The organism is Pseudomonas sp. HLMP (genome assembly GCF_046365545.1).
Taxonomy (GTDB): domain Bacteria; phylum Pseudomonadota; class Gammaproteobacteria; order Pseudomonadales; family Pseudomonadaceae; genus Aquipseudomonas; species Aquipseudomonas guariconensis_B.
The window spans coordinates 2,015,823-2,039,529 of the sequence record NZ_JBDLLR010000001.1 but is presented as its reverse complement, the minus strand read 5'-3'; the positions used below and the strand labels follow the sequence as shown (position 1 = coordinate 2,039,529).

The 23,707-nt window shown below is 64.7% G+C and carries 21 protein-coding genes and 2 pseudogenes; 11 read left to right on the top strand and 12 right to left on the bottom strand.

The genetic code is table 11. The annotated features are described in order from the left end of the window. The first annotated feature begins 166 nt into the window (after positions 1-166). Positions 167-1,117, top strand: coding sequence for an agmatinase (gene speB / locus ABFA30_RS09620; RefSeq protein WP_225789767.1), 951 nt, complete (start codon positions 167-169; stop codon positions 1,115-1,117). A gap of 165 nt (positions 1,118-1,282) precedes the next feature. Continuing rightward, positions 1,283-2,662, top strand: coding sequence for a sodium:solute symporter (locus ABFA30_RS09615; protein WP_225789768.1), 1,380 nt, complete (start codon positions 1,283-1,285; stop codon positions 2,660-2,662). Between the two features lie 137 nt (positions 2,663-2,799). On the opposite strand, the gene ABFA30_RS09610 is transcribed toward ABFA30_RS09615, so the two are convergent. The 3 genes from ABFA30_RS09610 to ABFA30_RS09600 all read right to left on the bottom strand — a co-directional run bounded on the left by ABFA30_RS09610 (position 2,800) and on the right by ABFA30_RS09600 (position 4,596). Continuing rightward, positions 2,800-2,928, bottom strand: coding sequence for a PA1414 family protein (locus tag ABFA30_RS09610; RefSeq protein ID WP_256543834.1), 129 nt, complete (start codon positions 2,926-2,928; stop codon positions 2,800-2,802). 242 nt (positions 2,929-3,170) lie between these two features. Beyond that, positions 3,171-4,097 (bottom strand): DMT family transporter, encoded by a 927-nt coding sequence (locus ABFA30_RS09605; protein ID WP_410045372.1) that lies wholly within the window; start codon positions 4,095-4,097, stop codon positions 3,171-3,173. A 106-nt stretch (positions 4,098-4,203) separates the two neighbouring features. Then, on the bottom strand, positions 4,204-4,596 hold the full coding sequence (locus ABFA30_RS09600) for a transcriptional regulator (RefSeq protein WP_253101260.1): 393 nt from the start codon (positions 4,594-4,596) through the stop codon (positions 4,204-4,206). Positions 4,597-4,787: 191 nt separating this feature from the next. On the opposite strand from ABFA30_RS09600, the pseudogene ABFA30_RS09595 reads away from it, so the two are divergent. The 3 genes and pseudogenes from ABFA30_RS09595 to ABFA30_RS09585 all read left to right on the top strand — a co-directional run. Next, positions 4,788-5,009 (top strand): annotated as a pseudogene (locus ABFA30_RS09595) (type II toxin-antitoxin system RelE/ParE family toxin); the annotation flags it as partial. Further along, positions 5,002-5,295 (top strand): addiction module antidote protein, encoded by a 294-nt coding sequence (locus tag ABFA30_RS09590; RefSeq protein ID WP_253091233.1) that lies wholly within the window; start codon positions 5,002-5,004, stop codon positions 5,293-5,295. The pseudogene ABFA30_RS09595 and the gene ABFA30_RS09590, both read left to right, overlap by 8 nt. A gap of 230 nt (positions 5,296-5,525) precedes the next feature. Next, positions 5,526-5,798, top strand: coding sequence for a hypothetical protein (locus ABFA30_RS09585; RefSeq protein ID WP_225789772.1), 273 nt, complete (start codon positions 5,526-5,528; stop codon positions 5,796-5,798). 141 nt (positions 5,799-5,939) lie between these two features. On the opposite strand, the gene ABFA30_RS09580 is transcribed toward ABFA30_RS09585, so the two are convergent. After that, positions 5,940-7,262: a DEAD/DEAH box helicase gene (locus tag ABFA30_RS09580; protein ID WP_225789773.1), complete on the bottom strand. Its 1,323-nt coding sequence runs from the start codon at positions 7,260-7,262 to the stop codon at positions 5,940-5,942. A 143-nt stretch (positions 7,263-7,405) separates the two neighbouring features. Here ABFA30_RS09580 and ABFA30_RS09575 point away from each other — a divergent pair, with 143 nt between their 5' ends. Then, entirely contained in the window at positions 7,406-8,707 is a 1,302-nt protein-coding gene (locus ABFA30_RS09575; protein WP_225789774.1) for a mechanosensitive ion channel family protein, read from the top strand. A gap of 49 nt (positions 8,708-8,756) precedes the next feature. On the opposite strand, the gene ABFA30_RS09570 is transcribed toward ABFA30_RS09575, so the two are convergent. The 5 genes and pseudogenes from ABFA30_RS09570 to ABFA30_RS09550 form a co-directional block, all read right to left on the bottom strand. Beyond that, positions 8,757-8,969 (bottom strand): hypothetical protein, encoded by a 213-nt coding sequence (locus tag ABFA30_RS09570; protein ID WP_410045371.1) that lies wholly within the window; start codon positions 8,967-8,969, stop codon positions 8,757-8,759. Next, positions 8,966-9,154, bottom strand: a pseudogene (locus ABFA30_RS09565) (helix-turn-helix domain-containing protein); the annotation flags it as partial. The gene ABFA30_RS09570 and the pseudogene ABFA30_RS09565, both read right to left, overlap by 4 nt. Positions 9,155-9,194: 40 nt before the next feature. Further along, positions 9,195-10,070, bottom strand: a complete 876-nt coding sequence (locus ABFA30_RS09560; protein WP_410045370.1) for a carboxylate/amino acid/amine transporter — start codon at positions 10,068-10,070, stop codon at positions 9,195-9,197. A gap of 228 nt (positions 10,071-10,298) precedes the next feature. Then, positions 10,299-10,898: an FMN-dependent NADH-azoreductase gene (locus tag ABFA30_RS09555; RefSeq protein WP_225789777.1), complete on the bottom strand. Its 600-nt coding sequence runs from the start codon at positions 10,896-10,898 to the stop codon at positions 10,299-10,301. Between the two features lie 110 nt (positions 10,899-11,008). After that, positions 11,009-11,323 (bottom strand): 3-phosphoglycerate kinase, encoded by a 315-nt coding sequence (locus ABFA30_RS09550; protein ID WP_225789778.1) that lies wholly within the window; start codon positions 11,321-11,323, stop codon positions 11,009-11,011. Positions 11,324-11,370: 47 nt separating this feature from the next. Here ABFA30_RS09550 and ABFA30_RS09545 point away from each other — a divergent pair, with 47 nt between their 5' ends. From ABFA30_RS09545 to ABFA30_RS09530, 4 genes are all read left to right on the top strand, one after another. After that, positions 11,371-12,294 (top strand): LysR family transcriptional regulator, encoded by a 924-nt coding sequence (locus ABFA30_RS09545; RefSeq protein WP_225789779.1) that lies wholly within the window; start codon positions 11,371-11,373, stop codon positions 12,292-12,294. 13 nt (positions 12,295-12,307) lie between these two features. After that, complete coding sequence (locus ABFA30_RS09540) at positions 12,308-13,120, top strand: alpha/beta fold hydrolase (protein ID WP_225789780.1); 813 nt, start codon at positions 12,308-12,310, stop codon at positions 13,118-13,120. After that, entirely contained in the window at positions 13,114-13,671 is a 558-nt protein-coding gene (locus ABFA30_RS09535) for a peptidylprolyl isomerase (protein WP_225789781.1), read from the top strand. Before ABFA30_RS09540 ends, ABFA30_RS09535 begins: the two co-directional genes overlap by 7 nt. A 62-nt stretch (positions 13,672-13,733) precedes the next feature. Next, positions 13,734-15,566 (top strand): ABC transporter ATP-binding protein, encoded by a 1,833-nt coding sequence (locus tag ABFA30_RS09530; RefSeq protein ID WP_410045369.1) that lies wholly within the window; start codon positions 13,734-13,736, stop codon positions 15,564-15,566. 31 nt (positions 15,567-15,597) lie between these two features. Here the strand turns inward: ABFA30_RS09530 and ABFA30_RS09525 are convergent, their stop codons facing one another. Continuing rightward, on the bottom strand, positions 15,598-16,728 hold the full coding sequence (locus ABFA30_RS09525) for a GNAT family N-acetyltransferase (RefSeq protein WP_225789783.1): 1,131 nt from the start codon (positions 16,726-16,728) through the stop codon (positions 15,598-15,600). Between the two features lie 243 nt (positions 16,729-16,971). Here ABFA30_RS09525 and ABFA30_RS09520 point away from each other — a divergent pair, with 243 nt between their 5' ends. Further along, the gene (locus ABFA30_RS09520) at positions 16,972-18,216 is read left to right on the top strand and encodes a putative porin (RefSeq protein ID WP_410045368.1); all 1,245 of its coding nucleotides are present in this window, start codon (positions 16,972-16,974) and stop codon (positions 18,214-18,216) included. Between the two features lie 136 nt (positions 18,217-18,352). Here ABFA30_RS09520 and ABFA30_RS09515 read toward each other — a convergent pair whose 3' ends face one another. After that, positions 18,353-19,474 carry a beta-ketoacyl-ACP synthase III gene (locus ABFA30_RS09515; RefSeq protein WP_225789785.1) on the bottom strand — a complete coding sequence of 374 codons (1,122 nt, stop codon included), beginning with the start codon at positions 19,472-19,474 and terminating at the stop codon, positions 18,353-18,355. A gap of 209 nt (positions 19,475-19,683) precedes the next feature. Continuing rightward, complete coding sequence (gene hrpA / locus ABFA30_RS09510) at positions 19,684-23,592, bottom strand: ATP-dependent RNA helicase HrpA (protein ID WP_225789786.1); 3,909 nt, start codon at positions 23,590-23,592, stop codon at positions 19,684-19,686. Between the last annotated feature and the right edge of the window lie 115 nt (positions 23,593-23,707).

Genomic DNA, 23,707 nt, shown 5'->3' with positions numbered 1-23,707 from the left:
TTCAGAAATTTCTAAAGTAAGTTTTTGCCTGTAGCGATTCTTCTCGCCCACTACCTTGCGCAGACTTGGCCGCAATGTCCCTGCCCGTCGGCCCCAAGCGCCAGCCAGGCGTGCCACGGCACAGGTTCGAACAAACAGAACAATCGACCGACTGATGAGGCCCATCGTGGAAAAGATTCTCCACCAACCACTGGGCGGCAACGAAATGCCGCGTTTCGGCGGCATCGCCACCATGCTCCGTCTTCCCCACCTGCAAAGCGCCGAAGGCCTGGACGCCGCGTTCATCGGCGTGCCGCTGGACATCGGCACCTCGCTGCGCTCGGGTACCCGTTTCGGTCCGCGGCAGATCCGCGCCGAGTCGGTGATGATCCGCCCGTACAACATGGCCACCGGTGCCGCACCGTTCGATTCGCTGTCGGTAGCCGACATCGGCGACGTGGCGATCAACACTTTCAACCTGCTCGATGCGGTGCGCATCATCGAGCAGGCCTACGATGAGATCCTCGAACACAACATCATCCCCCTCACCCTGGGTGGCGACCACACCATCACCCTGCCGATCCTGCGCGCCCTGCACAAGAAGCACGGCAAGATCGGCCTGGTGCACATCGACGCCCACGCCGACGTCAACGACCACATGTTCGGCGAGAAGATCGCCCACGGCACCACCTTCCGCCGCGCCGTGGAAGAAGGCCTGCTCGATTGCCAGCGCGTGGTGCAGATCGGCCTGCGTGCCCAGGGCTACACCGCCGACGACTTCAACTGGAGCCGCCGCCAGGGTTTCCGCGTGGTCCAGGCCGAAGAGTGCTGGCACAAATCGCTGGAGCCGCTGATGGCTGAGGTGCGCGAGAAAGTCGGCGGCGGCCCGGTGTACCTGTCGTTCGACATCGACGGCATCGACCCGGCCTGGGCGCCGGGCACCGGCACCCCGGAAATCGGCGGCTTGACCACCATCCAGGCGATGGAGATCATTCGCGGCTGCCACGGCCTGGACCTGATCGGCTGTGACCTGGTCGAAGTCTCCCCGCCCTACGACACCACCGGCAACACCTCGCTGCTGGGGGCCAACCTGCTGTTCGAGATGCTCTGCGTGCTGCCGGGCGTCGTACGTCGCTGATCCAGGCCGCCCCTGCACAAGGGCGCGATGCTGGCTTGCTGGACCCCGGCAGGAGCCATCCGGGAGGGCCATAGAGGCCCGCCAACACAAGACGAGACCTCCGGGCGCCGTGAACCCGCCCGGGTGGTCGATCTCGCCATAATAAAGATAATCGGGAGACCCCCAATGGCCTTGGACATCATCGTTGTACTGATCTATGCCGCCGGCATGCTCGGGCTTGGCTGGTACGGCATGCGGCGGGCGAAGACCCACGAAGACTACCTGGTGGCCGGGCGCAACCTCGGCCCGACCCTGTACATGGGCACCATGGCCACCACCGTGCTGGGCGGCGCCTCCACCGTCGGCACCGTGCGCCTGGGCTACGTCCACGGCATCTCCGGCTTCTGGCTGTGCGCCGCGCTGGGCCTGGGGATCATCGCCCTCAACCTGTTCCTGGCCAAGCCCTTGCTGCGCCTGCGCATCTTCACCGTGACCCAGGTCCTGGAGCGGCGCTACAACCCCATGGCACGCCAGGCCAGCGCCGCGATCATGCTGGCCTACGCGCTGATGATCGCCGTGACCTCGACCCTGGCCATGGGCACCGTGCTGCAAGTGCTGCTCGACGTACCGTTCTGGATGGCGCTGCTGTTCGGCGGTGGCGTGGTGGTGGTCTACTCGACCATCGGCGGCATGTGGTCGCTGACCTTGACCGACATCGTGCAATTCGTCATCAAGACCGTCGGCCTGATGTTCATCCTGCTGCCGGTGTGCCTGTACAAGGTCGGCGGCTGGGACCAACTGGTCGCGCAGTTGCCGGCGGCCAGCTTCAACTGGACCACCATCGGCTGGGACACCATCGTCACCTACTTCCTGATCTACTTCTTCGGCATTCTCATCGGCCAGGACATCTGGCAGCGGGTGTTCACCGCCCGTGACGAGAAGGTCTGCCAGCGCGCCGGCACCACCGCCGGCATCTATTGCGTGCTGTACGGCCTGGCCTGCGCCCTGATCGGCATGGCCGCCCACGTGTTGATGCCGGACCTGGCCAACCCCAACAACGCCTTCGCGGCGATGATCAAGACCACCCTGCCCGATGGTATCCGTGGCCTGCTGATGGCGGCGGCCCTGGCGGCCATGATGTCGACCGCCAGCGCCGGCCTGCTCGCCGCCTCGACCACGCTGACCGAGGACCTGCTGCCCCGCCTGCGCGGCGGCAAGCAGTCGAGCCTGGGCGTGAACCGCCTGTTCACCCTGATCACCGGCCTGGTGGTACTGGGTATCGCCCTGGCGGTGAACGACGTGATCAGCGCCCTGACCCTGGCCTACAACCTGCTGGTGGGCGGCATGCTGATCCCGCTGATCGGCGCGATCTTCTGGAAACGCGCGACCACCGCGGGGGCTATCGCCAGCATGTCGCTGGGTTTCACCACCGCGCTGTTCTTCATGTTCAAGGATGGGTTGGATGCCAACTCGCCGATCTACTACAGCCTGGCGATCGGCCTGGTGAGCTTCGTGCTGATCAGCCTGCTGTCGCGTCGCCCGGTGGCGACGGCGAACCTGGCGTAACCCCTCGCAGGAGCCGGTTCGCCGGCGATGGGCTGCAAAGCAGCCCCACTGCCGCTTGACCGACATGCGGGCTTGCCTCACACAGGCCCATGAAACCCAAAGGCCGCCGCATCGAAGGATGCGGCGGCCTTTTTATTTCAGCGGCGGCGCGGCTGGCGCTTGCGCTGTTCCTCATCAGTGGGGATCGGTACCGGCTGCAGCGGTGGTGGGAGCAAGCCCAGGGCGACTGCGAGGTCGTGGAGCCAGTTATACATTCGATTGTTCATAACGCCCCCTTCACGGGTCAGCCTCAGGTAAATCAATCCTGCGATGCTTCATACAGATCATAGCCCGATGTCCTGCATTACGCATGTCTCTAATCCCATAGATAGGGGTGAGTTTGACGCGGATCAAGCGGAAACGGCAGGCCTCGACGGCCGGTCAAGTGTTTCTCCTTATTGCAGGTGGTTCCAGGCCTGCGCAATTGTGCTGACAGCACAGGCCCTTTAGCGGGCCAGCACTCCCCCAGCTACCCGACAAGCCTGCGCAACTGCTGCCGTACCCAGGGCTGCGCACTGACCAATATGACCCCAAGCAGCACCATCACCGCCCCCAGCACGAAGTTCACGCTCAACGGCTCGCCCAGCAACAGCACGCCAAAGGTCACCCCGAACAGCGGCGTGATGAACGAAAACACAGCCAGGTTCGAGGCCAGGTACTTGCGCAACAGCCAGAACCAGGTGAGGTAGCTGACGAACGACACCACCACCGCCTGGAACAGCACGCTACCCACGGCCACCGGGGTCAGCGCGACCATGCCGACCTGTCCGCTGACCAGGGCGATCAGCAGCAACCCGACGAACCCCACCAGCAACTGGTAGAACAGGGTCAGGTCGGCCGGTGCCTCCGACAACCGCGAGCCACGCACCACCACGGTGGTAGCGCCCCAGGCCAGGCCGGCCAGAACCCCCAGGGCATCGCCGAGTAAGACCCGGCCATCGAGCTCATCCAGCGAAAGCCCGCCGGCGAATGCCGTAGCGATCCCGGCGAAGGACAGCAGGATACCCAGCCACTGCAGCGACCGCAGGCGCTCGCTCGGCAACATGAAATGCAGGCCCAGGGCGGTGAATACCGGTGCGGTATAGAGGAACACCGACATGTGCGCCGCCGAGGTCAGCTTCAGCCCCTCGGCGATGAACAAAAACTCCAGGCCGAACAGCGCACCGGCCAGCAACCCGGCGCGCCAGGTGCTGCCCACCTGTCCCCAGCCGCCCCGCCAGCAGACCAGCAGGCCGACCAGCACCGCGGCGATCCCGGAACGAAAGGCCGCCTGCATCACCGGGGCGATGTCGCTGGCGGCCCACTTGATCATCACCTGCTGGCTGCCCCAGATCAGGCAAAGCCCCAGCATCACTTGCAGGGCGAAGGCGTCGGTGGTCTTGCGGGCCGCACTCATGGGCGGCCCCCGTGGCGGTTCGGTGACATGGCAAGGGCTCGGCAGTAGCGAAATGGATCCCGATTATCGGGTTTCCACCACGGCCCTTGCCAGTCTCAAAACGACCTCAAGCGATCTGCGCCTTCGCCGACACCTGCTCGAAGGTGATCTCGTCCAGCGGGTCGTCCTGCTCGTCGAGTACCTGGCGCGGGTGCTCGAAACCCGGGATGCTGCTGTCGATCAGGCTGAGCAGGCGCGATCCACGCTCGGTGAGCACGAAATTCTCGCCATTGCCCCCATCCTCCTCCGGCCGGCTCTCGATGAAGCCACGCTCGAAGAGGATCTTCTCGTACTCGCAGGCACGGGTCTTCAACTGATCCAGGTCGCTCACCGGCTGGCCTTTGGCAGCCAGCGCCGCGGCGTGCTGCTCGGCATAGGGGCGAGGAGTGAAACTGTGACCGGCGCCGTTTTGCACCTCGTGCAGCAAGCGTTCGATCAGGTCCCAGTCGTAGGTGCTCATGGAGGTGGCCTCCTGGTGTGGACGGTGGCTATACAGCATGGGACCGGAAAGGCGCCGGGGGCGTTCCGCGGGATGCTCAGCGCTGGCGCTGAGCCAGCACGTCGGAATCGAGAGCAGTGCTCATGGCTTGCTTGGCAGGCACGCGCGGTCCGGCCTGACGGAGGAACTCGTCGCCCAGTCCAGATCATTGCCGTATCAACCGGCTGATGGAAGGCCTGCCTGGCGACGTTTCCCCGGTTGGCCATGGTGTAAGTGAACTCAGAGTTCATTATGGCCCCGGTTACCGGGTGTATTTTCACCAAACCGGCGATACCTTGGTGATCCTGCTCTGCGGTGGTGACAAGAACAGCCAACGTCGCGACATCAAGGCAGCCCATCAAATCCTGCGTTGGTGGAGGATGCAAAATGACTGAAACGTTCTTTGAATTCGATGCGGCCGATTACCTGACGACACCGGAAGCCATTGCGCAATTCATGACCGACGCATTGGAAACCGGGGATGCCAGCTATGTTGCCAAGGCCGTTGGCGTTGTGGCGCGGGCGAAGGGGATGAGCGAACTGGCTAAAGAGACCGGCTTGTCTCGCGAACAGCTCTACCGCTCCTTCAGCGAACACGGCAATCCAACGCTGAAGTCGTTCCTGGCCGTGATGAAGGCATTGGGAATAGACATGACCGCCAAACCTCACCTTGGTCACTGAACAGGTCAACTGTTCTTGACCAGATAGTTGATGAATAACCTGAACAGCTCCGCATTACCGGCGATCCCCAGACGCTGCCAGATGTGGCGCAGCTCATGTCGAAGTCGACCACGGCCCCGAGCGCCACATCGACGGCCGCGCCCGAAACAGCGCTCCGCTGGTCGCTGGGGCTGAACTTCCTCGTATCCACGCGCCTCCACCGGGCATAGCCAACGCCGGAGGTAAGAGGGATGAAACCACTGCTGCGCATCCTGTGTGCGACCACCCTGCTCTGCGCCCTGCCCGCCTGGGCCTGTACGCCGGAAGAGGCGACGGAAAAGCGCGAGGAGCTGGCCAAGCTCGTCACCCAACTGACCGAACAAGACCCGCAGAAAGCCAAGGACATCAACGACGAGTTGCAGGGCATGGACCTGGATACGCAGAGCAAGGACCTGCCAGGCAAGTGCCAACTGATCGACAGGCGGATCCAGGAACTGAAGGAAGCCGAGCAGAAGGCTGGCTGAAAGAACGTGGGAAGCCGGCTTGCCCGCGAATGGGCTGCCAGGCCCTAGACTACGAAGCGCCGCTTAACCGACTGGCATTGGGGCTGCTTCGCAGCCCCGGGACGCTCAAGTGAACGGCATTACCTGCAAAAGCCGAGGCTTTTATTCAGCCGCTGGCTTGCGCTTCTTCAGCGGCGCCATGCCATCGGCGCTGGCCAGCGGTGCCTTGGCCTTCGGCTTCGCCGCAGGCTTGCGCTTGGCCGCGCCCTTCTTCTCGGCGGCTTTCTTCTCGACCTTTTTCTTCTTGCTGCCCGCGGCCTTGCCCGAGGCCTTGACCTTCTTCGGCCCGCTGTAGGTGCCCTTGACCTCCTTGATGACCCGCCGCTCGAACTGCTGCTTGAGGTAGCGCTCGATGCTCGACATCAGGTTCCAGTCGTTATGGCAGATCAGCGAGATCGCCAGCCCCTCGCCCCCTGCCCGGCCGGTACGGCCGACGCGGTGCACGTACTCATCGCCACTGCGCGGCATGTCGAAGTTGATCACCAGGTCCAGGCCGTCGATGTCCAGGCCGCGGGCCGCCACGTCGGTGGCCACCAGCACCTTGGAGCCGCCCTGCTTGAAGCGTTCCATGGCCAGCTTGCGGTCCTTCTGGTCCTTCTCGCCATGCAGCACGAACGCCTTGACGTCCTTGGCCACCAGGTGCCCATACAGGCGGTCGGCCCAGGCCCGGGTATTGGTGAAGACGATCGCCTTCTGGTAGCTCTCGTTCTCCAGCAGCCACTGGACGATCTGTTCCTTGTGCTGGTCGTGGTCGGCCGTGATGATCTGCTGGCGGGTACCCTCGGCCAGTTGCGAGACGCTGTTGAGCATCAGGTGCTCAGGGTCCTTGAGGACCTTGCCGATGATGTCGCGCAGGGCCGCACCGCCGGTGGTGGCGGAGAACAGCAGGGTCTGCTCGCGATTGGCGCATTCCTGGCACAGGCGCTCCATGTCTTCGGCGAAGCCCATGTCGAGCATGCGGTCGGCCTCGTCCAGCACCAGCACCTGGACGTGGGACAGGTCGAGGTTGCCGGCATTGAGGTGCTCGAGCAGGCGGCCGGGGGTGCCGATCAGCACGTCCGGCACCTTGCGCAGCAACGCGGCCTGCTCCTTGAAGTCCTCGCCCCCGGTGACCAGGCCCGACTTGACGTAGGTGAACTGGGAGAAGCGCTGCACTTGCTTGAGGGTCTGCTGGGCCAACTCGCGGGTCGGCAGCAGGATCAGCGCACGGATCTCCACACGGCGCTCGCGCAGGTCGACCAGGCGATCGAGCACCGGCAGGACGAAGGCTGCGGTCTTGCCGCTGCCGGTCTGCGCGGTCACCCGCAGGTCACGCCCTTGCAGGGCCAGGGGAATGGCCGCCGCCTGCACCGGGGTCGGCTCGACAAAGTTCAGCTCGGCCACGGCTTTGAGCAGGCGTTCGTGCAGGGCGAATTGGGAAAACACGGGTGTACCTCGGGCAGATGCGGACAATTCGGTTGCATAGGGTAACGTTTTCCGCGGTCGGAGCCGAATTTCTTTTGGCACCTTTGCATCGGTCCGCGTTCTAATAATGCTTCGTTTCGCAACTATGGACTGTCTAGATCCTCATGGATATCCAACGACTCTGGCACGACACCCTGGATCTCTGGGGCACCCTCGACCAACACCCCATGCTGCATGCCGCCCTCGGCCTCGCGGTACTGCTGCTGATCTCCATACTGATCGGCCGCCTGGCACGTTTCCTGGTGTTGCACGCCAGCCGCCTGCTGGCCCGCCAGCCGGCCCTCAAGTGGCTCGACGACCTGCGCCATAACAAGGTGCTCCATCGCCTGGCCCAGACCACGCCATCGCTGGTGGTGCAGTTCGGCCTGAAGCTGGTGCCGGAACTCAACGACACTGCCCAGCACTTCCTCGGCAACCTCGCCCTGGCCTTCACCCTGCTGTTCCTGAGCCTGGCCCTGTCGTGCCTGCTCGATGCCCTGCTGGACATCTACGCGCGCACCGAACACGCCCGTACCCGCTCGATCAAGGGCTACGTGCAACTGGCCAAGCTCATGCTGTGGGTGTTCGCCTCCATCGTCATCGTCGCCACCCTGATCGACCGCTCGCCGCTGTTGCTGCTGTCCGGCCTTGGCGCCATGTCGGCGGTGCTGCTGTTGGTGTACAAGGACACCCTGCTGTCGTTCGTCGCCAGCGTGCAGTTGACCAGCAACGACATGCTCCATGTCGGCGACTGGATCGAGATGCCCCAGGTCGGCGCCGACGGCGACGTGGTGGACATCACCCTGCACACGGTCAAGGTGCAGAACTTCGACAAGACCATCGTCTCGATCCCCACCTGGCGCCTGATGTCCGAGTCGTTCCGGAATTACCGCGGCATGCAGCAGTCCGGCGGGCGCCGCATCAAGCGCAGCCTGTTCATCGACGCCGCGGGCGTGCGCTTCCTGACCGGCGAGGAAGAACAGCGCCTGACCCAGGTACGCCTGCTGGGCGACTACCTGGCCGGCAAGCGCGAGGAACTGCAGAGCTGGAACGAGGCCCTGGGGCCGGTGGCCGAGCTCGCCGCCAACCGCCGCAAGCTGACCAACATCGGCACCTTCCGCGCCTTTGCCCTGGCCTACCTGAAGAACCACCCCGACGTGCACCCGAACATGACCTGCATGGTCCGCCAGATGCAGGCCACCGCCGAAGGCGTGCCGCTGGAGATCTACTGCTTTACCAGGACCACGGTGTGGGCCGAGTACGAGCGTATCCAGGGGGATATCTTCGACTACCTGCTGGCGGTGTTGCCGGAATTCGGCTTGAGCCTGTACCAGCAGCCGAGCGGCAACGACATGCGCGTCGGATTGGCCGCCAGGCCGCAGGCGAGCGCGCAGGCGCAGCGGCTGGACGAGCTGGCCGAGGCCTAATGGCCTGTAGGGCTGATACTCATGCTCGTATTCAAGCGACCAGCTCCGCTCAACCGGAGGTCATCTCGAAGGGCTCCGCGCTCTTGCTGATGGCCTTGGCAATCAAAGGCGCCCGCTCCACCAGCTCCCGCTGGTGGAGCAACGTGCCCTCCAGCGCCTGCAAAATTTCGCGTATCCGCTCCCGCGGATCCTCGACACGGCAACGCCTGCCAAACTCGAGCAGGTACAGCCGCGATGCGAAAATCGACTTCTGGTTGCTCAAGGCAAGCGCCAACCCAATTCATCCAGCGTAGGCATTCGCCTTGGTACCACCTTGAGTTCACTCCCCAAGACACTCAGCGCTCGACAGTAGTAGGACATCGCCACGGTCAGCGAACCCCTTTCGATCTCGCTCAGTTTCTGCCGGGTGATACCAATACGCTGGGCAAGCTGGATTTTGGTCAGGCCGCGATGTTTTCGACCGGTACGTTGCCCCCGGCAAGGCCGCTCAAACCTTACCGCCCAACGGTAACGATACGCGGCTCCCCAACCGGCTCATCCACACCGACGCCAGGATCACCGCACCGCCAATGAACAACCGCCCCAGCGGTTCGTCCTGGTTCCAGATCAACAGGTTCAGCAGCAACCCCACCGGTACGTGCAGGTTGTTCATCACCGCCAGCGTCGCCCCGGAAACCAGGCAGGCGCCCTTGTTCCACCAGTACAGGCCCAGAGCGGTCGGGCACAGGCCGAGGAACAACAGCACCAGCCACTGCACGTCGGTACTCGGCAACTGCTGGGCGTTGCCGAACAGCAGGAAAGCCGGCAGCACGACGGCCAGCGCTCCCAGGTAGAAGTAACCGAAACGCTTGTAGTGCGGCAGGTCGCTGGGGTGACGGGCCACCAGACGCCGGTACAGCACCTGCCCGGCGGCATAGGTGAAGTTGGCCAGTTGCAGCAGCAGGAAGCCCATGAAGAAGTCGCCGCTGATGCTGTCCATGCGGATCACGCCCGCACCGGCCACGGCCACCAGGGCGGCGAGCAGTGCCCACGGGTTGAAACGGCGGTTCAGGGCGTCCTCGATCAGGGTCACGTGCAACGGTGTGAGGATGGTGAACAGCAATACCTCCGGCACCGTCAGCACACGGAAGCTCAGGTACAGGCAGACGTAGGTGATGCCGTACTGCAACGCGCCGATCAGCAGCATCCCGCGCATGAAACCTGGCTCGACCCGGCGCCAGCGGGTCAGCGGCAGGAACACCAGCCCAGCCAGCACCACCCGGGCCAGCACGGCGAAGTAGCTGTCCACATGCCCGGCCAGGTATTCGCCGATCAGGCTGAAGGAAAACGCTTGGATCAGCGCGACGATAATCAGGTAGCCCATGGTTGCCTCTTCCCCATCAAGGCGGCGACCTTAGCGGGTCGAGATACCTTACGGCAACACGGAGCCCTGGAATCGGCAGTATTCGCGCTGTCCCATTCGTGGACAAGCCCGCCAATGGGCCCGAACAGGCGACATGAGTTCCGCTCATAAAAAAGCCCGGCCATGTCATGGCCGGGCAGGCACACCCAAGGAGCAACGGGTGTCAGGGGGTTGGGAATTCGTCGCGGCTCAGGCCACCGCCGCCAGCCTGGCCTTGGCCTGGTTCAGGCCCTTCTCGTGGAAGTCGCCGCTCATGTTCAGGCCTTCGGCATGGATGAAGGTCACGTCGTGGATGCCGATGAAGGCCATGACCTGGCGCAGGTAGGGTTCCTGGTGATCGCTGGCGGCACCGGCATGCAGGCCGCCACGGGCGGTCAGGACGATGGCGCGCTTGCCGACCAGCAGCCCCTGCGGGCCGGTGGGGGTGTACTTGAAGGTGATGCCGGCGCGCAGCACATGGTCCAGCCAGGCCTTGAGGGTACTGGGGATGGTGAAGTTGTACATCGGCGCGGCCATCACCAGCACGTCGGCGGCCAGCAGCTCGTCGGTGAGCGCGTTGGAACGCGCCAGGGCCTCCAGTTCAGCAGCGCTGCGCTGCTCCTCGGGCTTCGTCCAGCCACCGAGCAGGTCGGCATCCAGGTGCGGCACCGGCGTCACCGCCAGGTCACGCACGGTGATCTCGTCGCCCGGGTGGGCCGCCTGCCACTGCTGGATGAAATCACGGGTCAGTTGACGGGAAACGGAATCCTGCTGGCGGGCGCTGCTTTCGATGATCAATACGCGGGACATGGAAGCCTCCATCGGCGAACAAAGGGTTGCGATTCGATGGAGGTGAGATTAAGGCTTGACCTATCGATAAAAAAGCGTAAAAAGTGGGTTCAATCTATCGACTAATCCGTTTATTCCGCTTTGCAGTTCACTGCGATCCGCAGCCTGATGATCTGCCGGTTGAACTTGGCGGTAACGTCCACGCTTTTGCCGGCGGGTACGTTCACCCGCCGCACCCGCGGCGCCTCTGGGCCGTTGCGCAAGATCACCCGGCATGCCGCAGGCACCTGACCATAGTTGTTCAGGGTGATCGCACCGATGTCGTAGGCGGTGTCGTAGGCCGTGTAGTCGAGCTTGACCCCGTCCAGTTGCTTCTCCACGTCGATGGGGTAAGCCATGGCCCCGAGGGGCAGGCACATCAGCAATGCCGCACAACATTTCTTCATGGGCGCTCTCCTTGAAAGAGCGCAGCTTAGGACAACAGGAGCCGAAGATGAAAGCGCCGCGCGTAACCCTGGATCAGTGGCGAACCCTGCAGGCAGTGGTCGATCACGGTGGGTTCGCCCAGGCCGCCGAGGCCCTGCACCGCTCGCAATCCTCGGTGAGCTACACCGTGGCGCGCATGCAGGAGCAACTGGGCGTGCCGTTGCTACGGATAGACGGGCGCAAGGCGGTACTGACCGAAGCCGGCAACGTGCTGCTGCGCCGCTCGCGCCATCTGGTCAAGCAAGCCAGCCAACTCGAGGACCTGGCCCACCACATGGAACAAGGCTGGGAGGCCGAAGTGCGCGTGGTGGTCGATGCCGCCTACCCCAGCACCCGCCTGGTGCGCGCCCTGAGCGCCTTCATGCCGCAGAGCCGCGGGTGCCGGGTACGCCTGCGCGAGGAGGTGTTGTCCGGGGTCGAGGAGGTGCTGCACGAAGGCATCGCCGACCTGGCCATCAGCAGCTACAACATCGGCGGCTACCTGGGCGCCGAGCTCAGTGCCGTGGAGTTCATCGCCGTCGCCCACCCCGAGCACAGCCTGCACCGCCTGGGCCGGGAAATCACCTTCCAGGACCTGGAAAGCCAGTTGCAGGTGGTGATCCGCGACTCCGGCCGTGCCCAGCCGCGCGACGTCGGCTGGCTCGGCGCCGAGCAGCGCTGGACGGTCGGCAGCCTGGGCACCGCCGCCACCTTCGTCAGCAGCGGCCTGGGGTTCGCCTGGCTGCCCCGGCACATGATCGAGCGCGAGCTGCGCGACGGCGTGCTCAAGCCCTTGCCGCTGGACCAGGGTGGCAGCCGCCATCCGCTGTTCTACCTTTACTCGAACAAGGACAAGACCTTGGGTCCGGCCACGCAGATCCTCATCGAACTGCTGCGCAATTTCGACACCGCGCCACTGGACGTGCCCTTCGCAGCCCCCCCGCAAGCCTGAGAGGACCGCGCCCATGGCCTATTTCGAACACGAAGGATGCACGCTGCACTACGAGGAATATGGCCAGGGCGAACCCCTGGTACTGCTGCACGGCCTGGGTTCCAGCTGCCAGGACTGGGAACTGCAGGTCCCCGTGCTGAGCCAGCACTACCGCCTCATCCTCATGGACATCCGTGGCCACGGCCGCTCCGACAAGCCCCGCGACGGCTATGAGATCGCCACCTTCAGCGAAGACCTGCTGGCCCTGCTGGAACACCTGCAGACAGGCCCGGTGCATCTCGTCGGCCTGTCCATGGGGGGCATGGTGGGCTTCCAGTTCGCCGTCGACCACCCCGGCTGGCTACGCAGCCTGTGCATCGTCAACAGCGCCCCGGAGGTCAGGCGACGCACCCGCGCCGACTGGATCTGGTGGGCCAAGCGCTGGGGCCTGGCACGCCTGCTGAGCGTCGAGACCATCGGCAAGGGTCTGGCCGAACGCCTGTTCCCCAAGCCCGAGCAGGGCGAACTGCGGCAGAAGATGGCGCAGCGCTGGGCGCGCAACGACAAGCGGGCCTACCTCAAGAGCTTCGATGCCATCGTCGACTGGGGCGTGGTGGAACGCATCGGCCAGATCCACTGTCCCACCCTGGTGATCAGCGCCGACCACGATTACACGCCGATACAACTGAAGGAGCGCTACGTCGCCTTGATGCCCCTGGCAAGGCTGGCGGTCATCGACGATTCCCGGCACGCTACGCCCCTGGACCAACCCGAGGTCTTCAACCAGACCCTGCTGCAATTCCTTGCAGCCGCTTCCACCTCTCAAGGATCTTTGAGCCCATGCTGAAAAAACTCCTGCTCGCCGCCTGCTCGGTTGCCTTCGCCACCAGCGTCATGGCTTCCGACAAGACCCCGCACGTAGTGCTGGACACCAGTTTCGGCCAGGTCGAAATCGAGCTGAACGCCGAAAAGGCCCCGATCAGCACGAAGAACTTCCTCGAATACGTCGACAGCGGCTTCTACAACAACACCATCTTCCACCGCGTGATCCCAGGCTTCATGGCCCAGGGTGGCGGCTTCACCGACGCCATGGTGCAAAAGCCCACCCGCGATCCGATCCGCAACGAGGCCAGCAACGGTCTGGAGAACACCCGCGGCACCATCGCCATGGCCCGCACCTCCGACCCGAACTCGGCCACCAGCCAGTTCTTCATCAACGTCGCCGACAACGCCTTCCTCAATCCGGGGCGCGACCGTGGCTACGCGGTGTTCGGCAAGGTGACCAAGGGCATGGAAGTGGTCGACCAGATCGTCAATTCGCCGACCACCATCAAGAAGGGCATGCGCGATGTACCGGCCGACCCGGTGTACATCAAGTCCGCCAAACGCATCGACTGACCGAGCGGTTCACAGGGACGTGACACCGCCTGACGGCCGAGGGAACAGGAGCCATTTCATCCATGCTGTACCGCCGCTTCGAGCAACTGATCGATATCTTCCGCGAAGCGCCAAGCGAAGCGCCGCCGAGCAAGGTGCTGCCGTTCTACCTGTACTACCTGCACCAGGTCTGGCCGAGCTTCGTCGCCCTGCTGGTGGTCGGCCTGGTCGCCGCGTTGATCGAGGTGGCCATGTTCGGCTACCTGAGCCGGATCATCGACCTGGCCCAGGTCACCCCGGGCGCCGAGTTCTTCAGCCGGCACGGCGGCGAGCTGATCTGGATGCTGGTGGTGATCCTCGTGCTGCGCCCGCTGTTCTTCGGCCTGCACGACCTGCTGGTACACCAGACCATCAGCCCGGGCATGACCAGCCTGATCCGCTGGCAGAACCACACCTACGTGCTCAAGCAGAGCCTGAACTTCTTCCAGAGCGACTTCGCCGGGCGCATCGCCCAGCGCATCATGCAGACCGGCAACTCCCTGCGCGATTCGGCAGTGCAGGCGGTGGATGCCCTGTGGCACGTGCTGATCTACGCGATCAGCTCGCTGGTGCTGTTCGCCGAGGCCGACTGGCGCCTGATGCTGCCGCTGCTGGCCTGGATCGCCTGCTACATCGGTGCGCTCTGCTACTTCGTGCCACGGGTCAAGGAGCGCTCGGTGATCAGCTCCGACGCCCGCTCCAAGCTGATGGGGCGGATCGTCGACGGCTATACCAACATCGCCACCCTCAAGCTGTTCGCCCATACCGACTTCGAACAACAGTACGCCCGCGAGGCGATCAGCGAACAGACCGAGAAGACCCAGCTGGCCTCACGGGTCATCACCAGCATGGATGTGGTCATCACCAGCCTCAACGGCCTGCTGGTGGCCGGCACCACGGCACTGGCCCTGTGGTTGTGGAGCCAGTCGCTGATCACCGTCGGTGCCATCGCCCTGGCCACCGGCCTGGTGATCCGCATCGTCAACATGTCCGGCTGGATCATGTGGGTGGTCAACGGCATCTTCGAGAACATCGGCATGGTCCAGGACGGCCTGCAGACCATCGCCCAGCCGGTCAGCGTCACCGACAGGCCCGATGCCCCCGCGCTCAAGGTCAGCCGCGGCGCCGTGCGCTTCGACGACGTGGGCTTCCACTACGGCAAGGGCGGCAAGGTCATCGACGGGTTGAACCTGGATATCCGCCCGGGCGAGAAGATCGGCCTGATAGGCCCCTCCGGGGCCGGCAAGTCGACCCTGGTCAACTTGCTGCTGCGCCTGTACGACGTGGAAAGCGGGCGTATCCTCATCGACGGCCAGGACATCGCCGAGGTCAATCAGGCCAGCCTGCGCGCGCAGATCGGCATGATCACCCAGGACACCTCGCTGCTGCACCGCTCGATCCGCGACAACCTGCTGTACGGCCGGCCGGACGCCAGCGAGGCAGAGGTCTGGGAAGCGGTACGCCGGGCCCGGGCCGACGAGTTCATTCCACAGTTGTCCGACGCCCAGGGGCGCACGGGCTTCGATGCCCACGTGGGCGAGCGCGGGGTCAAGCTCTCGGGTGGCCAGCGCCAACGCATCGCCATTGCCCGGGTGCTGCTGAAGAATGCGCCGATCCTGATCATGGACGAGGCCACTTCGGCACTGGACTCGGAAGTCGAGGCGGCGATCCAGGAGAGCCTGGAAACCCTGATGCAGGGCAAGACGGTGATCGCCATCGCTCACCGCCTGTCCACCATCGCCCGCATGGACCGCCTGGTGGTACTGGACAAGGGGCACATCGTCGAAAGCGGCAGCCATGCCGAGCTGCTGGCCCAGCAGGGGCTCTATGCACGCCTATGGCACCACCAGACCGGCGGGTTCGTTGGCGTGGACTGACGGTGGCTGCAAGCTTGCAGCTCGAATCCCGTCATCCCCCACGGCGATAGGGCAACAGCCGCCGGGCCTCCTCGGCGTAGGCCTTCACCCCCACCCGCTCCTGGGCGAGGAAGTCCTCCACCGCCCGGCGCAACCCCGGGTGGCGCAGGTAATGCCATGACCGCGTGAGCACCGGCTCGAAACCACGGATCAGCTTGTGCTCCCCCTGGGCGCCAGCGTCGAAACGCTGCAGCCCCTCGCCAATGGCGAAATCCATGCCCTGGTAGAAGCAGGTCTCGAAGTGCAGCCGGTCGAATTCGTCCAGGCAGCCCCAATAGCGCCCATACAGGCTGTCGCCACCGACCAGGCTCAAGGCCATGGCCACGTCACGCCCGCCCTGGCGGGCCATCACCACGCGGACCGCCTCGGGCATGCGCTCGGCCAGCAGGCTGAAGAAGCTCCGGGTCAGGTACGGCGTGCGACGGCGCACCGCATAGGTGTTGGCGTAGCACAGGTAGACGAAGTCCCACTGCACCTGCGTCAACTCATCGCCACGGTACCCGTGGAAGTCGATGCCCTGCCCGGCCACCTGCTCGCGCTCCTTGCGCAACTGCTTGCGCTTGCGCGAGCTGAGGGTGTCGAGGAAATCCTGAAAGTCCCGGTAACCGCGATTGCGCCAGTGAAACTGGCAACCCAGGCGCTCCAGCCAGCCCGGCAGGCCAGCGAGCTGATCGTCCACGGCCTTGTCGGTGAAATTGATATGCGCGCCACTCAACTCGCCCTTGCCCAGGTACTCGGGTATCGCCTGCAGCAGAAGCAGGCCATCGGCCGCGTCGGCGGCCAGCAGGCGCGGCCCGCTCACCGGGCTGAACGGCACCGCGCCGAGCAGCTTCGGGTAGTAGGCGATCCCGGCCCGCTCGCAGGCATCGGCCCAGCCATGGTCGAACACGTACTCCCCGAACGAATGCCACTTGCGATAGGCCGGTAGCAACGCCCGCACCTGCCCCTCGCGCTCCAGCACCAGGTGTTCGGCCGCCCAACCGGTCGACGGCGCGACACTGGCGCTGTCTTCCAGCGCACTGAGGAATGCATGGCGCAGGAACGGCTGGCCAGCAGGCACCAGGGCATCCCAGGTCGCCGCCGGAAGATCGCGCAGATGGGCAAGGCTGTACAGGCTGGTCACGATTTCGACTCGCTGCGAAAGAGCCGCCAGTATCCCGGAAGAGTGCCATGACACTCAAATCATGACGTGCTCACTTAACCGCAGCGCCATCAAATAGACATCATTCTGTCACTCCCCCTCGCAATACTTGCGCCTGTTTTTCGAAGCCCCGGCAACCCGTCTAGCCAGGGCTTTTCCGAAGACATGCCAACTCGGGGCGGGCGCCAAGAGCCTCCCCACTTTTTTTTCAACAGGGAGAACCTTATGCGTCTTGTTTCTACACTTACCGGAGCAAGCCTCACCGGCATGATGCTGGCCCTGAGCGCTCCGGCCAGTGCTGCAGTTGACGCCAAGCTGCTCGAGATGCTCCGCGCCAATGGCTCGATCAACGAGGCGCAGTACAACGAACTGCAGGCCGATCTGGCTCAGGAAACCAAGGAAAAGGCAGACCAGAAGGCACAGGCCGATCGCCTGAGCTCCTTTGAGCAGAAAGTGGCCTGGGCCGCCAAGACCCAGATCAAGGGTGACGTGCGCCTGCGCTACGAAGACGTCAACGTCGACAACCCCAACAGCCGCAGCAACAACCAGGACCGTGAACGGGTCCGCGCCCGGGTCGGCTTCTACAGCGAGATCAACCCGCAGGTGGACGCCGGTGTGCGCGTGGCCACCGGCAGCAGTTCCGATGCCCGATCCACCAACCAGAGCCTGGACAACTACTTCGACAAGAAATCGCTGTGGGTCGACCTGGCCTACCTCGACTGGCACCCGACCGCCCTGCCGGGCCTGCACCTGATCGGCGGCAAGATGAACCAGCCCTGGGTGAGCATGGGCGACATCATCTGGGACAGCGACATCAACCCGGAAGGTATCGCCGTCACCTACAAGACCGACCTGGGCGGTGCCGAGCTGTTCGCGAGCGCCGGCCACTACAACCTGAAGGACAACGTCGACGGCGACGGCGTGCAGTTCAAGCACGACGCGCAGCTCTACCACGGCCAGTTGGGCACGCACTTCGGTCTTGCCGACACCGTCAAGGTCACCGTGGGCGGCAGCATCTACGGCTATGACAACGACAAGAGCTCGACCGCCCTGCAGAACTTCGGCAACACCACCAACGAGTTCAACCTGGTGGAAGGTTTCGGGCAACTGGACTTCACCGGCTTCGCCATCCCGTTGTCGGCCTATGGCCAGTTCGTCAAGAACACAGACAGCACCGATGGTGCGGACAAGGCCTGGCTGGCGGGCCTGAAGACCAAGGTCGGTTCCTGGAGCCTCGACTACAACTACCGCGACGTACAGCGCAATGCCGTGGTCAGCCTGTTCACCGACTCCGACTTCGGTGCCGGCTTCACCGGTTCGCGTGGGCACAAGTTCAAGGTCGGCTACGAGATCGACAAGAACTTCTCCCTGGGCGCGGCCTACCTGATGGCCAAGACCGACCTGTCGCAATTGCCCAACAGCAATGCTGATGTCGACACCCTGCAGGTCGACCTGGAAGCCAAGTTCTAAGCGCGGGCTACCTGCGTCACCCAAGCGGGAAGTGCCGACCCCATCCGGTACTTCCCGCCTTTTTTTGTCTAATGCCGAGGCCGCTTCGCGCCCCAAAGCGACTGAGCGTTTCAATTGACCGGCAAGCCGGTACCGATCAGCGCTTGCGCAGAATCACGCTGCCAATCGAATACCCCGCGCCAAACGAACTCAGCACCCCCAGCGAACCTTTCGCCAAGTCATCCTGGTACAGGTGGAAGGCAATCACCGACCCCGCCGAGCTGGTATTGGCATAACGGTCGAGGATCACCGGCGCATCTTCCTCAGCCACGTCGCGGCCAACCAGTTTCTTGACGATCAGGTGGTTCATGCTCAGGTTCGCCTGGTGCAGCCAGAATCGCTTGACATCGCCAGGTTGCAGGTCGTTCTCCGCCAGGTGCTGGCCAATCAACTCGGCGACCATCGGGCAGACCTCGCGGAACACCTTGCGGCCTTCCTGGACGAACAACTTGTCCGGCGCGCCGATGCCCTCCTCCGCCGCGCGGTTGAGGAAGCCGAAGTTGTTGCGGATGTTGTTGGAGAACTGGGTCAGCAACTTGCTGCTGACGATCTCGAACTGGTGGGCCGAAGTGGCCCGGTCGGCACGCTCGATCAGCACCGCGGTGGCGGCATCGCCGAAGATGAAGTGGCTGTCGCGGTCACGGAAGTTCAGGTGGCCGGTGCAGATCTCCGGGTTGACCATCAGCACCGCGCGGGCCTGCCCCAACTGCACGCTGTTGGCGGCGGTCTGGATGCCGAAGGTGGCCGAGGAACAGGCCACGTTCATGTCGAAGGCGAACCCCTGGATGCCCAGCGCCTGCTGCACCTCGATGGCGATGGCCGGGTACGGGCGCTGCAGGTTGGAGCAGGCGACGATCACCCCATCGACGTCGGCGGCGCTGCGGCCGGCGCGCTCCAGGGCCTGGCGGGCGGCAGCGACGGCCATCTCGCAGAGGATCGACGGCTCGTCGTTGGAGCGTTCCGGCAGGCGTGGCTTCATGCGTTGCGGATCGAGGATGCCGGCCTTGTCCATGACGAAGCGGCTCTTGATCCCCGAGGCTTTCTCGATGAAGGCGGCGCTGGACTCGGCCAGGGCTTCGAGCTCGCCACGCTCGATGGCGGCGGCGTTGTCGTGGTTGTACTGGTGCACCCAGGTATTGAAGGAATCCACCAGCTCTTCGTTGGAAATGCTCTGGGCCGGGGTATACAGGCCGGTGCCGCTGATCACGACGTTATGCACGGTCGTTCCTCTGGTCAAAGGCCATCGCCATGTGGCGCTGGCTGGAATAATGGCACTTTAGTGCCAACTTTAAGACAAGCGCTTCGCGTTCGTTCGTCGGCAAGCCCGCCTCCACAGCGCGAGAGCGCATGACCTGTGGCAGCGGGCTTGCCCGCCAAGGGCCGCACCGCGGCCCCAAATTGCACCAATAGTGCCACAAGTGTGGAAGTTTATCCCTCCACCTGGCTCCACTGCTTGCCCAAACGTTTGTCGGAAACCGGCACCTTGGTACCCAGTTGCTGGGCGAACAACGACACCCGGTATTCCTCCAGCAACCAGCGGTACAGGGTCAGTTGCTCGTCACGCTTGCCTTCCTGGGCATGCTTGTCGGCGCGGGCCTTGTACTGGGCCCACAGGTTGCTCAGCTCGCCACTCCAGACCCGGTCCTTCTGCACCTGGGCGCCGAGCTTCTCCAGGCGCAGTTCCACCGCCTTGAGGTAACGCGGCAGCTCCTTGAACCAGGCCGCCGGCGTCTCGCGGACGAAGCCCGGGTAGACCAGGTTGGCAAGTTGCTGCTTGATGTCGTTGAGCGCCACCGCCTGGCTCAGGTCGATCTTGCCCTTGAAGCGCTTCTGCAGGCCGTGCCACAGCTTGAGCACCTCCAGCGTCTGGCGGGCCAGGCGTTCGGCGTGCTCGGCCCAACTGCCACGCTTGCGCTCGGCAAGCCCGGCCAGCGCCGCACCGTCCCGTGGCAGTTGCGCCTCGCCTTCGAGGATGCAACTGTCGAGGCTGGCCAGCAGGATGTCCTCCACCAACGCCTCGACCCGCCCCAGTTCGCGGTACAGCAGGCCCAGCTCGGTCAGCCCCGGCAGCTTGCCGCGCAGGAACTTGGCAGGCTCGGCCAGTTGCTGCAGCAACAGGCGCTGCAGGGCACGACGGTGCTGGAACTCGGCCTCGGCCTGGGTCGAGAAGCGCCCCTCGCGCACCGTGCCGTTTTCTTCCACCAGCGCCGGGTAGACCGTCAGCGACAGGCCGGCGATCTTCTGCTGGGCGGTCTGCGCCACCTCGGCGAAGGCCTTGGCTTGCACCGGCTGCTCGGCCTTCTCGTTGCGCGGCAGGGCCAGCGCGGCCTGGCTGGCGGCGGCGAAGCGCGCGGTCAGCTCGGCCAGGTCGCGGCCTTCGCCGAGGAACTTGCCCTGGCCGTCGACCACCTCGATGTTCATGCGCAGGTGCCCTTCCACCAGGCTTGCCGCTTCCGCCCAGGCCTCATCGGACACCCGTGCGCCCGTCATGCGCAGCAACTCCTGGCCCAACGATTGCGCCAGGGCGCCCTGGCCGAAGGCCATGCGCGACAACGCAGCCTTGACGAAGTCCGGCACCGGCACGAAGTTCTTGCGCAGGGCCTTGGGCAGGTTGCGCACCAGGGCCACGCACTTGGCTTCCAGCAGGCCCGGCACCAACCACTCCAGGCGCTCGCCCGGCAGGTTCGGCAACAATGGCGCCGGTACCCGCACGGTCACGCCGTCACGCGGGTGGCCCGGCTCGAAGTGATAGGTCAGCGGCAGGCGCAGTTCGCCGATCTGCAGATGGTCTGGATACTGCGCCGCGGTGACTTCGCTGGCCTCGCGGGCCAGCACGTCTTCCTCGCGCATGATCAGAAGGTTCGGGTCCTTCTGACTGTTGATCCGGTACCAGCTGTCGAAAGTCGCGGTCTGGTGGATCTCCGCCGGCAGGCGTGCCTCGTAGAAGGCGTAGAGGGTTTCTTCATCGGCAAGGATGTCGCGACGACGGGCCTTGGCCTCCAGCTCGTCAAGTTGCTCGAGCAGGCGCTTGTTGGCCGACAGGCACTTGGCCCGCGACTGGATCTGGCCGCCGACCAACCCCTCGCGGATGAACAGCTCACGCGACACCACCGGGTCGATCGGGCCGAAGTGCACCGGCCGGCGCCCGACCAGGATCAACCCGTACAAGGTGATCTGCTCGTAGGCCACCACCTGCCCCCGCTTCTTCTCCCAGTGCGGCTCGAAGTGGTTCTTCTTCACCAGGTGGGTCGCCAGCGGCTCGATCCAGTCCGGCTCGATCCTGGCCACCATGCGCGCGTACAGCTTGGTCGTCTCCACCAGTTCGGCGGCCATCACCCACTGTGGGCGCTTGCGGCCCAGACCCGAGGACGGGTGAACCCAGAAGCGACGCTGGCGGGCCCCCTGGTAGTCGCCCTCCTCGGTCTTGTGGCCGACCTGGCTGAGCAAGCCGCTGAGGATCGCCTTGTGCACCTTCTGGTAGTCGGACGGCTCCTTGTTCACCGCCAACTGCAGGTCACGGCAGATCAGCGCCAACTGGCGATGGGCATCCCGCCACTCGCGAAGGCGAAGGTAGTTGAGGAACTGCTTGCGGCACCAGTTGCGCAGCGGGTTGGCGGTCAGCGCCTGACGCTGCTCCTCGAAGCCGCGCCACAGGTTGACCAGCGCGGCGAAGTCGGAGTCGACATCCTTCCACTGGGCATGCGCCTGGTCGGCGGCCTGCTGGCGCTCCGGCGGGCGTTCGCGTGGGTCCTGCACCGACAGGGCACTGGCGACGATCAGCACCTCCTGCAGGCTGCCCAGGCGCGCGCCTTCGAGCAGCATGCGGCCCAACCGAGGGTCGATCGGCAGGCGCGCCAGCTGGCGACCCAGTGGCGTCAGCTGATTCTCGCGGTTGACTGCCGACAGCTCCTGCAACAGGTTGAAGCCGTCGCTGATGGCCTTGCCATCCGGCGGTTCGATGAACGGGAAGGCATCGATCGCGCCGAGGCGCAGGTGCAGCATCTGCAGGATCACCGCCGCCAGGTTGGTGCGCAGGATCTCCGGGTCGGTGAAGGCCGGCCGGCTGTTGAAATCCTCTTCGCTGTACAGGCGCACGCAGATGCCCGGTTCGACCCGGCCGCAGCGGCCCTTGCGCTGGTTGGCGCTGGCCTGGGACACCGCCTCGATCGGCAGGCGCTGGACCTTGGCACGGTAGCTGTAGCGGCTGATGCGCGCGGTGCCGGTGTCGATCACGTAGCGAATGCCCGGCACGGTCAGCGAGGTCTCGGCGACGTTGGTGGCCAGCACCACGCGGCGCCCGGCATGGGGCTGGAAGATCCGCTGTTGCTCGGCCGGTGACAGGCGCGCATACAGCGGCAGGATCTCGGTGTGACGCAACTGGGCCTTGCGCAGGATCTCCGCGGCATCGCGGATCTCCCGCTCGCCCGGCAGGAACACCAGCACGTCGCCCGGCCCCTTGCCTTCGCTGCGCTCGTGCTGTGCCAGCTCATCCAGGGTGGCGAGGATCGCCTGGTCGACGGTGAGGTCGTCCTCGACCGGGTTGCCTTCTTCGTCCTGCTCGCTGGTCAGCGGGCGGTACCAGGTTTCGACCGGGTAGGTTCGCCCGGACACCTCGATGATCGGTGCACCATCGAAATGCTTGGAGAAACGCTCCAGGTCGATGGTCGCCGAGGTGATGATCAGCTTGAGCTCCGGACGGCGGTGCAGCAGGGTCTTGAGGTAGCCGAGCAGGAAGTCGATGTTCAGGCTGCGCTCGTGGGCCTCGTCGACGATGATCGTATCGTAGCGCTCGAGGAAGCGGTCGTGCTGGGTCTCGGCCAGCAGGATGCCGTCGGTCATCAGCTTGACCAAGGTATTGGCATCGCTCTGGTCCTCGAAACGCACCTGGTAGCCGACCAACCCACCCAACGGCGTGCCCAGCTCCTCGGCCACCCGCGCCGCCACGCTGCGCGCGGCGATCCGGCGCGGCTGGGTGTGGGCGATCAGGCCGTGGCGGCCACGGCCCATCTCCAGGCAGATCTTCGGCAACTGGGTGGTCTTGCCCGAGCCGGTCTCGCCGGCGATCACCAGCACCTGGTGCTCGGCCAGGGCCTTCTTGATCTCGTCGCGCTTGGCGGCGATCGGCAGGCTGTCGTCGTAGCGGATGTGTGGCACGCGCTGCTGGCGCGCGGTGACCTGGGCGCAGGACGCCTGGACCTTCTCCACCCACTGGGCCAGGCGCGCCTCGTCGGGACGCTTGCGCAGCTCGTGCAGTTGCCGCCGCAGGCGATGGCGGTCGGCGATCATGGCGTGGTCGAGGTTCTTCAGCAGTTGGTCGATGGCGTGGTGGTCTGTCATGGGGCTTTCTAATGAGGCAGGCGGCCCTGCTTTTTTCATGATCGGCTTTCGAAGAGGCGGGATTGTCGCAGATTTCCGGGCCGTCTGTACCGGCGCATTCCAGTTGCCATCGGGG

Excerpts from the sequence above, each read along its gene's own strand:
- ABFA30_RS09575 (WP_225789774.1), top strand. The coding sequence starts at position 7,406 with ATGGATATCCAACGACTCTGGCACGACACCCTGGATCTCTGGGGCACC.
- ABFA30_RS09555 (WP_225789777.1), bottom strand. The coding sequence starts at position 10,898 with ATGTCCCGCGTATTGATCATCGAAAGCAGCGCCCGCCAGCAGGATTCC.
- ABFA30_RS09610 (WP_256543834.1), bottom strand. The coding sequence starts at position 2,928 with ATGAACAATCGAATGTATAACTGGCTCCACGACCTCGCAGTCGCCCTG.
- ABFA30_RS09600 (WP_253101260.1), bottom strand. The coding sequence starts at position 4,596 with ATGAGCACCTACGACTGGGACCTGATCGAACGCTTGCTGCACGAGGTG.
- ABFA30_RS09535 (WP_225789781.1), top strand. The coding sequence starts at position 13,114 with ATGCTGAAAAAACTCCTGCTCGCCGCCTGCTCGGTTGCCTTCGCCACC.
- hrpA (WP_225789786.1), bottom strand. The coding sequence starts at position 23,592 with ATGACAGACCACCACGCCATCGACCAACTGCTGAAGAACCTCGACCAC.
- ABFA30_RS09560 (WP_410045370.1), bottom strand. The coding sequence starts at position 10,070 with ATGGGCTACCTGATTATCGTCGCGCTGATCCAAGCGTTTTCCTTCAGC.
- ABFA30_RS09520 (WP_410045368.1), top strand. The coding sequence starts at position 16,972 with ATGCGTCTTGTTTCTACACTTACCGGAGCAAGCCTCACCGGCATGATG.
- ABFA30_RS09605 (WP_410045372.1), bottom strand. The coding sequence starts at position 4,097 with ATGAGTGCGGCCCGCAAGACCACCGACGCCTTCGCCCTGCAAGTGATG.
- ABFA30_RS09615 (WP_225789768.1), top strand. The coding sequence starts at position 1,283 with ATGGCCTTGGACATCATCGTTGTACTGATCTATGCCGCCGGCATGCTC.
- ABFA30_RS09545 (WP_225789779.1), top strand. The coding sequence starts at position 11,371 with ATGAAAGCGCCGCGCGTAACCCTGGATCAGTGGCGAACCCTGCAGGCA.
- ABFA30_RS09585 (WP_225789772.1), top strand. The coding sequence starts at position 5,526 with ATGAAACCACTGCTGCGCATCCTGTGTGCGACCACCCTGCTCTGCGCC.
- ABFA30_RS09550 (WP_225789778.1), bottom strand. The coding sequence starts at position 11,323 with ATGAAGAAATGTTGTGCGGCATTGCTGATGTGCCTGCCCCTCGGGGCC.
- ABFA30_RS09540 (WP_225789780.1), top strand. The coding sequence starts at position 12,308 with ATGGCCTATTTCGAACACGAAGGATGCACGCTGCACTACGAGGAATAT.
- ABFA30_RS09590 (WP_253091233.1), top strand. The coding sequence starts at position 5,002 with ATGACTGAAACGTTCTTTGAATTCGATGCGGCCGATTACCTGACGACA.
- ABFA30_RS09530 (WP_410045369.1), top strand. The coding sequence starts at position 13,734 with ATGCTGTACCGCCGCTTCGAGCAACTGATCGATATCTTCCGCGAAGCG.